8 protein-coding genes and 1 pseudogene are annotated in these 9,574 nt (G+C 68.2%); 1 reads left to right on the plus strand and 8 read right to left on the minus strand.

The features are described 5' to 3' along the window. The 4 genes from ACFQ36_RS17370 to ACFQ36_RS17385 form a co-directional block, all read right to left on the minus strand. The coding region (locus tag ACFQ36_RS17370; RefSeq protein WP_377015873.1) for an FAD-binding protein at positions 1 to 513 on the minus strand (513 nt) is incomplete at its 3' end. Further along, positions 510 to 1,832, minus strand: coding sequence for a quinolinate synthase NadA (nadA, locus tag ACFQ36_RS17375; RefSeq protein ID WP_377015875.1), 1,323 nt, complete (start codon positions 1,830 to 1,832; stop codon positions 510 to 512). The genes nadA and ACFQ36_RS17370, both read right to left, overlap by 4 nt. 45 nt (positions 1,833 to 1,877) lie before the next feature. Beyond that, a complete protein-coding gene (locus ACFQ36_RS17380; protein WP_377015877.1) occupies positions 1,878 to 2,597 on the minus strand; it encodes an NUDIX domain-containing protein in 720 nt (239 codons plus the stop codon). A 131-nt stretch (positions 2,598 to 2,728) separates the two neighbouring features. Beyond that, entirely contained in the window at positions 2,729 to 3,199 is a 471-nt protein-coding gene (locus tag ACFQ36_RS17385) for an Lrp/AsnC family transcriptional regulator (protein WP_377015887.1), read from the minus strand. Between the two features lie 270 nt (positions 3,200 to 3,469). Here ACFQ36_RS17385 and ACFQ36_RS17390 point away from each other — a divergent pair, with 270 nt between their 5' ends. After that, complete coding sequence (locus ACFQ36_RS17390; RefSeq protein ID WP_377015879.1) at positions 3,470 to 4,876, plus strand: FAD-binding oxidoreductase; 1,407 nt, start codon at positions 3,470 to 3,472, stop codon at positions 4,874 to 4,876. 535 nt (positions 4,877 to 5,411) lie between these two features. Here the strand turns inward: ACFQ36_RS17390 and ACFQ36_RS17395 are convergent. The 4 genes and pseudogenes from ACFQ36_RS17395 to ACFQ36_RS17410 all read right to left on the minus strand — a co-directional run. Then, positions 5,412 to 7,289, minus strand: coding sequence for a DUF4157 domain-containing protein (locus ACFQ36_RS17395; RefSeq protein ID WP_377015881.1), 1,878 nt, complete (start codon positions 7,287 to 7,289; stop codon positions 5,412 to 5,414). 115 nt (positions 7,290 to 7,404) lie between these two features. Next, positions 7,405 to 8,472, minus strand: a complete 1,068-nt coding sequence (locus ACFQ36_RS17400) for a hypothetical protein (protein ID WP_377015883.1) — start codon at positions 8,470 to 8,472, stop codon at positions 7,405 to 7,407. A gap of 9 nt (positions 8,473 to 8,481) precedes the next feature. Beyond that, a complete protein-coding gene (locus ACFQ36_RS17405; protein WP_377015885.1) occupies positions 8,482 to 9,036 on the minus strand; it encodes a hypothetical protein in 555 nt (184 codons plus the stop codon). An 85-nt stretch (positions 9,037 to 9,121) separates the two neighbouring features. Further along, a pseudogene (locus ACFQ36_RS17410) lies at positions 9,122 to 9,574 on the minus strand (hypothetical protein); the annotation flags it as partial.

A 9,574-nucleotide genomic window follows, 5' to 3' on the forward strand; every position in this document is an offset into this window, starting at 1 on the left:
GCGCCCGCCGGCGGTGTGCAGCCGGCGCACGGCGGTGTGCGTGCGGACCGTGATCCGCCCCGCGGCGGCCAGCGCCGTGATCCGGTTGATCAGCGCCCGGGAGAGGCCCTCCCCGGTCCGGTCCCCGCCGATGTGCAGGATCCGGGGAGCCGAATGCGCCCCCTCCAGCCCGAGGGCGTAGCCGCCGCCGTGGCGGTCGAAACCGGCACCCCAGGCATCGAGGGTGGCGATCTCCTGCCCGGCGGCGGCGCACAGCAGCCGGACGGCGGCGCCGTCGTTCATCCCGGCGCCGGCACGCAGGGTGTCCGCCATATGCGCCTCCACCGAGTCGCCGGCGGCACGGCCCTGAGCCGTGACGGCGGTGATCCCGCCCTGGGCGAACCAGCTGTTGCTCTGCTCCAGGGCGCCCTTGGTGACGAGGGTGACATCCGTGCCCGGCCGTTCGGCGGCCAGGGCTGCGGCATAGAGTCCGGCAATGCCGGAGCCGACGACCAGGACCTTCAGACGGTTCACGGACGTGCTGCCAGCATCCGCTCGAGGGCCACGCGCGCGGGGACGGCCACGGATTCGGGCACGGTGATCCGGTTGAGGATTTCGCCGCCGGGCAGGGTGCCGGTGCCGGCGTAGGCCTCCAGCACCCAGGCCAGGTAGCCCGGGTGGATCCGGTACATGGTCGAGCACGGGCAGACCACCGGGTCCAGGCAGAAGATGGTGTGCTGCGGGAACTCGGCCGCGAGCCGGTTGACCATATTGATCTCGGTGCCCACGGCGAAGACGGTCGGTTCCCCGGCGGCCATGATGGCCTTGCGGATGTAGTCGGTGGAGCCGGCTTCGTCCGCGGCGTCGACCACCGGCATCGGGCATTCCGGGTGCACGATCACGCGCACTCCGGGGTACTCGGCCCGGGCCTTCTCGATCTGGTCCACGGTGAAGCGCTTGTGCACCGAGCAGAAGCCGTGCCAGAGGATCACGCGGGAATCGAGCAGGGTCTGCTCGTCATTGCCGCCGAGCGCCTGGCGGGGATTCCACATCGGCATCTGCTCCAGCGGCACGCCCATGGCCTTGGCGGTGTTGCGGCCCAGGTGCTGGTCCGGGAAGAAGAGCACCCGCCGGGCCCGTTCGAACGCCCACTCCAGCACCGTCGCGGCGTTGGAGGAGGTACAGACGATGCCGCCGTGCTCGCCGACGAAGGCCTTCAGCGCGGCCGAGCAGTTCATGTAGGTTACCGGCATGACCGGGATCTTCCCGTCGGCATCGGGCTCGGTGCCGAAAACCTCGGCGAGCTGGTCCCAGCAGGCCTGCACGGAGTCGGCGTCGGCCATGTCCGCCATCGAGCAGCCGGCGGCCAGGTTCGGCAGGATCACCGCTTGGTCGGCGCCGGAGAGCATGTCGGCGGTCTCGGCCATGAAGTGCACGCCGCAGAAGACGATGATCTCGGCCTCGGGCTTTTCCTTGGCGGCGCGGGCCAGCTGGAAGGAGTCGCCCACGAAGTCGGCGTACTTGACCACTTCGTCACGCTGGTAGAAGTGGCCCAGGATGACCAGCTTGTCGCCCAGCTTGTCCTTGGCGGCGCGGATCCGCGCATCCAGCTCCTCGTCCGAGGCCAGCCGGTACTCCTCCGGGATCTGCCCCTGCCGGGGCGTGGAGGCCGGGGCGAGGTCCGCCATCGAGGCACCGGGACCGTAGGACGGAGCCCAGGCGCCGGCGCCGGCGGGGGCGTCGAAGTCCCAGGGGCCCTTGGCCAGGTCCTGGCTGCAGGTGCTGCCCGCGGCCGGGCGCGCGAGGGCCTGCTCACGGGTGATGAGCTCGATGGTGGTGCTGACTGATGCCATAGTTTTCTCCGTTGTTCTGCCTTGCCTGCTGGTTTCTGCCTGCGGTTAGCCTGCCACTTGGCTGAGCGGTCCGTTGTTCCGCTGCGCGGCGGCGCCGGTATAGCGGTAGAGCCGCGGCGGCCGGTGCCGGCCGCCCTGGACGTATTCGTCTGTTTCCTCGATATCGGGGGTGGCGCGCAGTTGGCGGCGGAAGTTCGCCGGGTCCAGCTTCCTGCCCAGGACGGCCTCGTAGACTTCGCGAACCTGGGCAAGGGTGAACTTCGGGCCCAGGAAGTCGTAGGCGATGGAGCCGTACTCGACCTTGTTGCGCAACCGCCACAGGGCGTAGTCCACGATCAGGTTGTGGTCGAAGGCCAGCTGCTCCAAGCCGTCGGCGCGGAACCAGCGCACGTTCTCCGTTTCCCGGGCCAAGGCCGCCTCGTCAGGCCTGACCAGTGCCCAGTAGACGATCGAGACCACCCGCTGGGCCGGCGAGCGGTCCAGGCCGCCGAAGGCGTAGAGCTGCTCGAGGTAACTTGGCTGCAGGCCGGTGGTCTCCTGCAGGTTCCGCGCTGCCGCATCCTGGAGGGACTCGGTGGCGCTGAGCGGGCCGCCCGGCAGCGCCCACAGGTCCCGGAAGGGCTGGCGGGTCCTGCGCACCAGCGGCAGCCACAGCCGCGGTCCCCCGTGCCCGCTGTCCGGCCGGAGAGCGAAGATCACCGTGGAAATGGCCAGCTCAGGCGGCTGCTGGGCGCGCTCGGATACATTGGCAGATGCGGCACCCATGGCCACCTCCTTCCTCGGTGAGAGTTATGGTCAAAACGACCAGAACACATTCTACAGGGTTATGGTCACTTTGACACAATCTCCCCCGGCCGGACCGGGAATGTGACGCCGGACGGGCGAGCGCGGGCCGCTCAGGAACGGGCGGCGGCCTGGACCAGCGGCAGCGTGCGGCCCTCGAAATGGCTGTTCAGCACAATCACCGAGGAAGAGCGCAGCACGGTATTGGTGGCCATGATCTCGTCCAGCACGCGCTGCAGGTCCGCGTTGGACCGCGCCACGACGCAGGCGAGCAGGTCGCTCTCCCCCGACACGGTGTGCAGCTCCAGCACTTCCGGGATGCCGGACAGCGCTGCGGCCACCGCATCGTGGCCGGTCTCCTGGTGGATGGCGAAGGAGCAGTAGGCCTTGACCGCGTAGCCGAGCTCCCGTGGCGAAATGCGCGGACCCCACCCGGCAATCACCCCTGCCCGCTGCATCTTATCCAGGCGCGCCTGCACCGTGGCCCGGGCGACCTTCAGCACGCGCGAAGCCTCCAGTACCGACATCCGGGGGTCCTCGGCAAACAGCGTCACAATCTGCGAGTCCAGCGAATCGATCTGCACCGTGCGCACCTCTTCCTGTTATCACCACCCCGGCTGGCAGGGCATTCCCGAAAAGGATAAACAACCTGCCTACCCGGACGGAAAAGGCGGCACGGCCCGAGCCTTCCGCCGATCCCCGCCGATGCCCATACTGGAGAAGTCGGCACAAGCCGCAGCCCGGACGGCAGCCGCGGCCGCGCGAAGGGCCGCGGGCCGGCCGCCGGGAACATCCTGGATCAACTCCCGCCGGCACCCCGGAAGCCGCCCGGCGGGGCCCACGGAGGGTACCTGATGAGTGAAGAAGCAGTCCTGGACGAACAGACCGTTGCCGGCCTGCGGGACGAGGTGGCCGGCACTGTACTGCTGCCCGGCGATGACGGCTACGACGAGGCACGCCGGGTGTGGAACGGCATGATCGAGCGCTGGCCCGCCGCCGTCGTGCGCGCCGGCACTGAAGCGGACATCGGGCCCGTGGTGCGCTGTGCGCGGGAGAACCGCCTGCCGCTCGCCGTCCGCGGCGGCGGCCACAACGTGGCCGGCAACGGCACCGTCGATGCCGGCCTGGTGCTGGACCTGGACGGCCTGCGGAACGTCGAAGTCGATCCGGACCAGCGCATCGTGCGGGTGCAGCCGGGCGCCACGCTGGCCGATATGGACGCCGCCACCGCACCGCACGGGCTTGCCGTGCCGACCGGCGTCGTCTCCTCCACCGGCGTCGCGGGCCTGACCCTGGGCGGCGGCTTCGGCTGGCTCACGCGTCCCAACGGGCTCGCGGCCGACAATCTGCTCTCGGTGGACCTGGTGACCGCCGAAGGCAGCACGGTGACCGCCAGCGAAACGGAGAATCCCGAACTGTTCTGGGGCCTGCGCGGCGGCGGCGGGAACTTCGGCGTGGCCAGCTCCTTCACCTTCCGCGCCCGGCCCCTGCCGGCCGAAGTGTTTTCCGGCAACCTCGTCTACTTCGGCCCCGAACACTGGACCATCGCGCTGCAGGCCTGGGAGCGGTGGACCCGCGGGCTGCCCGACGAGCTGACCTCGATCATCTCCGTGCTGGTCCCGCCGCCGGGCTGGGAGCTGGGCGGTGAGCCGGCGCTGATCATCGGCTTCTGCTGGGCCTTGGAGGACCAGGCCGAAGGCGAACGGATCGTGGACAGGCTCCGGCAGGCAGCTCCCCCCGACGCCGAAGTGGTGGAGCCGGCCGCATGGGTCCAGTGGCAGTCGGCGATGGATGAGCTGTTCCCCAAGGGCGTGCGGGCGTACTGGAAGAACACCTCCTTCGACCGCCTGGACGACGAGGTGATTGCGGTCATCGTCGCCCGGGCGGCGGAACAGACCTGGCATGGAACGGCGTTCGACATCCACCACCTCGGCGGGGCGTACGGCCGGGTTCCGGAGGACGCGACCCCGTTCCCGAACCGGTCCGCGCGCTTCTGGCTGAACATCTACGGCTTCTGGAACGACGCCGCGGACGATGCCGCGCGCATCAATTTCGTGCGTGGCTTCGCCACCGACATGAGGCCCTTTGCCACCGGCGGCCAGTACATCAACTTCATGGGCGCCGAGCCCGGGCAGGATCCGCGCTCGCTGGCGGTGTCGGTCTACGGGCCGGAGAAGCTGGAGCGGCTGATAGCGCTCAAGCGCAGCTACGATCCGGAGAACCTCTTCCGGCTCAACCACAATATCCAGCCGGTCGAGTAAGCAGGTGCCCGGTCTGCATTGCCGTCTGCGGCAGACCGGGCGCGGCCCTCAGTATTACAGTCGCGTTTGTTTCCTGCTCTGCCGTTACTTTTATTGTGCCTTGCCACGGCGGGGTGTTAATTCTTACGGGTGGGCGATGATGCCTGTGGCGAAAGTGCGGGAATGGGCCGAGGGCCTGGAGGAGGTCGGGGAGCTGATCGGGGCCCGGATTGCCCGGTCGGAGTCGCGGGCGAACGCCGTGGAATACCTGAAGGGGCTGCCTCCGGGGCAGGAGCGGAAGAAGTCCTGGACGCTCTCCGAGCGGCAGGGCACCGGGTCCCAGACCAGATGCAGCGGCTGCTCTCAACGGCGGACTGGGACCCGGACGCCCTCCCGGATGACCGGCCGGAGCGCCCCCATGGTGTGCGGAATGCCGTCCCGCCGCCTGCCCGGTACCATTTCAGCGATGGCCGTCCCCATTGGCCGGTTGTCGAAGGCAACAGATGCCATGGAACCTCGGCCCCTCCCGAATCACTGGATGATGAGAAGTTTCGGGCTACGGAATGAATCTCATGGCCGCCTCCGCGTCATAGATAACCACCTTGCCGGTCCAGTCGCTTCGGCCGAGATACTGCGTGTCATTGGCGAGCCTGACGTACTCGTCAACCTGGACAAGTCCGGCATCGATGGATGCCGGCGTATTGGGCTTGATCTCATAAATGACTGCTCCAACGCGGTCCGCCCTGGCGGTTGCTCCCAGTTTCACCTCTGCCTGCAGGCCGTTGGGCATCTCGTCCAGTGGAATGATCCTTCCCTCGCGTTGCAGGGCTTCGTATCCCGGCGGAGCATCCACGGTGAGCTCGTTGCGCAGCTCCTCCAGCCATTCATGCGCAAAATTGCCCGCTTCCATCTGCTTCGGCTGAGGCCCGCCCGGGGTCTTTCGGCCGGACAGCCCAGGTTCGGTTTCGGCGCCGGCCCTGGGTCCCTCCTCGGCCAGCGAAACATCCCGCTCCAGGTCCTTGAGCGCTTGGGCCAATTCGCCGGAGTTCGGGTTGGTCTCGTTGAGCTTTTTCAAGTCCTGCAGCCGGTCGTACAGCTTTTCGTTGCTGAGCGCCTCGATGCGGGGCTCCAGTTTGCGCAGCCTCTCGGCGAAGCCGGGGACGGTTCCTTTCGTCTTGGCGGCGACCGCCGTTGTGGCCTTCGCCGCAGCGGGTGCATGCTTCACGACGGCGCTCGCCAAGGCCGCCGCCTTTGGCGAGACTTCTGCCGCAGCGGGAAGCACTATTCCGGTAGTCGTCACCGCCGTCGCAGGTTCCAGTACCGCCTGGGCCACCCTGGCCAGCCGCGCCTCCAGCTTGACGGCTTGTGCCGCGCTGCCGGCCTTGCCGGCGGAGATTCCCAAGGTCGCCAGGAATGCCAGGATCTGCCCGGTGAGCTCGCCGATCATGAGGGCCGATTCCTCGGGCGACGCCTTCTCGAACTTCGCCTTCCAGTCGGTGATGAAGGCGCCCAGCCCCGCAGGGATTGCGGAGATTGTCTTGACGACCCCTGCAGCCCAAAGATTGAACTCTTTGCCGCCGTCGACAAAGCCCCACAGGAACTTGAGAATGCCCTCGGCCGCGCCGAGGACGATCTGGACGAGGCCAACAACCATCTGCAGGATGCCAGTGATGAATCCGGCAGTGATCCCGACGACTGCATAGACCAGGCCTTCCAGGATGGTGAAAGTCAGGTCCACCGACGTCACCAGGACGTCGAACAGTGAGCGCTCCGTGCCCGTCAGGTTTTCGCCGTATCTGCGCAGTTTGGCAAGGCCGGATCGATGCAGATCCCGAATGGCCGCGATCATCCATTTGTACCCGGATTCCTTCGCCGCCCTGGCTTTCTCGCCGAGCCAGTCCATCCCGGATTCGACCCATTCAACTGGACGGAAGGAACTGTCCCGCGCCAGCAGCAGCCCCGTCGCGGCCGTGAGACTGCCAACCGGCTGGCCGCGTGCGGCGTGCGACGCCGCCCATTCCGCGGACAGCTCGAGCAGATCGCCGCGGTTCGTGTGCACCAAGGCCTCCGCGGTCCCGCGCTGTTGAAGCACATGGCCGACCTCGTGGGCCAGCAACCGGTAGCCTTTGGGCGTGTACGGCGAGACAGCCTTCGGAAAACCGATGTGCCGGCCTGCGGTGAAGGCCCTGGCGTCAATGAGTCCGGCCCATCTGGCTGCTTCCGGCCCGCGATGGATCCGGACCTGGCCCAGTCCGGTGCCGAATGACTGTTCCAGCCGCTCGCGGAGGTCATCAGGCAGCGGCTGCCCCGGGCCCAGTGCGGCCTCAGGCCAGGCTGGGGCGTGTGTGCCGTGGTCCTGTCCAGTGCCGGCTGCCGGGAGCCGGAAACCGTCCGCGATCCGCCTCATCGCCTGGTTGCCGAGTCTGCGCTGCATTCCGTTGCTCCGTAGCGGTGCGGGCCGGGCCGTTTCCCCGCCCGGGCTGTCCACTGTAGTCCTGGCAGTCTTCGACGCTAGGGAGCTTTTCCTGCTGATCTCCACGGGGCCTTCCTCACGGCGCGATCACGATGATATGAGCGGGATATTCAGCCCGCCCCCCGGCGGTAGTCACCGTGATCCGGACCACCAGCGGAAAGACCTCTCCGGGGGCGGAGATATCCTCTCCCGGCAGCTGGAACTTGATTTCCGTCGGTCCCGACGGTGTCGCAAACCCACCGCCGCCACCAGATGAACCGCCGGGTCCCGGGCCCATGCTTTGGAAGCCGAACCCCAATTGCACCGGACCGTAGTCAAAGTTCCGGCCTTGCAGCACGACAAACTGGCCAGGCTTGCCAAACGGAGGGCTGACGGGCGGGTTGGCAAAGGCCGGCGCGGGCGGGAGGGCCCGGAACATTCCGGTGGCGGCGGCAGCGCCGGCGCTGCTGGTGACGGTTACCGAAACATCCGCGCCGGGCTGCCCGGGTGTCACGAGACCGTCTGGTACGGCCACTGTCAGCGCCGTCGGCGCCGGCGGCGCCAGCAGCAGTGCAGGCCGGTTGCCGAAGGTCACAGTGGGGGTGCCGATGTGGAAGTTGGTACCGGACAGCACTACCGGAGTGCCCGGCGCACCCCGGTCCGGAGTGAACGGAGCCGCCGCGAAGGACGGGACGGCCTTTGCGGGATCCACCCACGGCTGGGCGGCGTCGGCCGGATTATCGGCCACCACCCAGGTGAACTGCCGTTCCGCGGCGGGATCGTTGTTCCGGATGCCCAGCTTCCAAACCTCCACGGTCTCCCGGTCGAACCCCACCAGGACCCGGAGGACATTGCCCGAGCCGGGGGCAAGGAAAACATCTCCTACAAATCCGGTGCCGGCTCCGCCGGCTGTCGTGGCCCGGAATACCGGCTGGGACGACGTTGATACAGCCACCGGCGGGCCCTGTCCGGCCCGAAGGAACACCGTGGGCGCCACGGAACCGCCAAGCATCGCCACCCGGATGAACATCATCCGCGCATAAATACCGGCAAAGTCCGGCAACGGTGCGCCCGCCAGTTGGCCAATGGACGTGTCCACCCGGCTGCCGTTCCGGTCCACGGTCAGTGCTGCCAGCTGCGGATCGGGAAATACGGTAAACGCCATGAGAAACTCCTATGCTCGTTCATCCTCGGCCCAGCCGGCCTTGATCGGCAGGAGGTCGGGGCACTGGGCGGATCCCCGGCCGGTCGCCACCACTACCACCGCGCTGCCGGCACCGAAGGCAATCGGGCCGAGCATCGGCAGATCCCCCGGGACCCGTACCGTGATCTCCGTCTGCGTGGGGGTGCCCATGGCTTCCCCGGCCTCAAAGGGAGGCGGCGTGCCGAAGAACAGCTTCGGCCGGAGATTGACTGCCACCGGCGCGAAGTGGAAATTACGGCCGTGTAGGGTGACCGACGGGCCGCGGTGGATGGCCGCGGGCGGGAACGCCGGGGTGGCAAAGCCGGGTTCGAGTGGCTCGACGTGGAAGGTGGTCTGGGCGGTGGCGGTGCCGGCATCGGTGCAAACCTCCACCGGCACGTCCGCCCTGGCCTGCCCGGCGGCTGCCAGCCCCTCGGGCAACCCGGCAAACTCCGGCACCGGCTCCCCCGCGCACTGACCGAACCCGGCCGCCGCCAGCCCGCCTGCTGCCACCGGCAACGGACCCGCCGACAGATCCGGAAACACTGCGCAAACCATGGCAACCTCCCGAACCTCGTCAGCTGCGGGGACCTTTCAAACTTCACAAACATCACGGGCTCCTCTTGCGGGTTCACCGGATGACTATCAGCAGGGAGGGACATGCCACGCTGCCCCCTGCCGTGGTGATGTGGAATGAGCAGGCAAACGGAAAAAGTCCGGGCCCGAAATCCTGCAAGCTCTCGGGAACCGTAAAGCTCAGTTCAGTCGGGCGGGGAGAGTCCACCAAGCTCGCGCCCGCGCCACCACCACCCGAGTCCGGGCCCAACGCCCGGAACCCAAATCCCAGTTGTACGGGCCCGTAGTGGAAGTTGCGCCCGTGCAGCACCACGGTCTGGCCGGGCCTGCCGAACTCGGGGGTGAAGACCGGGACCGTGAACTCCGGCGGCGGCGGAAGGGCGTGGAAGCCCGTCCCGGCGGCGGCGGTGCCGGCATCGGTGCGGACCTCCACCGGCACATCCGCGCCGGGCTGCCCGGGTGTCACGAGACCGTCTGGTACGGCCACTGTCAGCGCCGTCGGCGCCGG

It is taken from the genome of Arthrobacter sp. GCM10027362 (genome assembly GCF_042679445.1).
Lineage (GTDB): Bacteria > Actinomycetota > Actinomycetes > Actinomycetales > Micrococcaceae > Crystallibacter.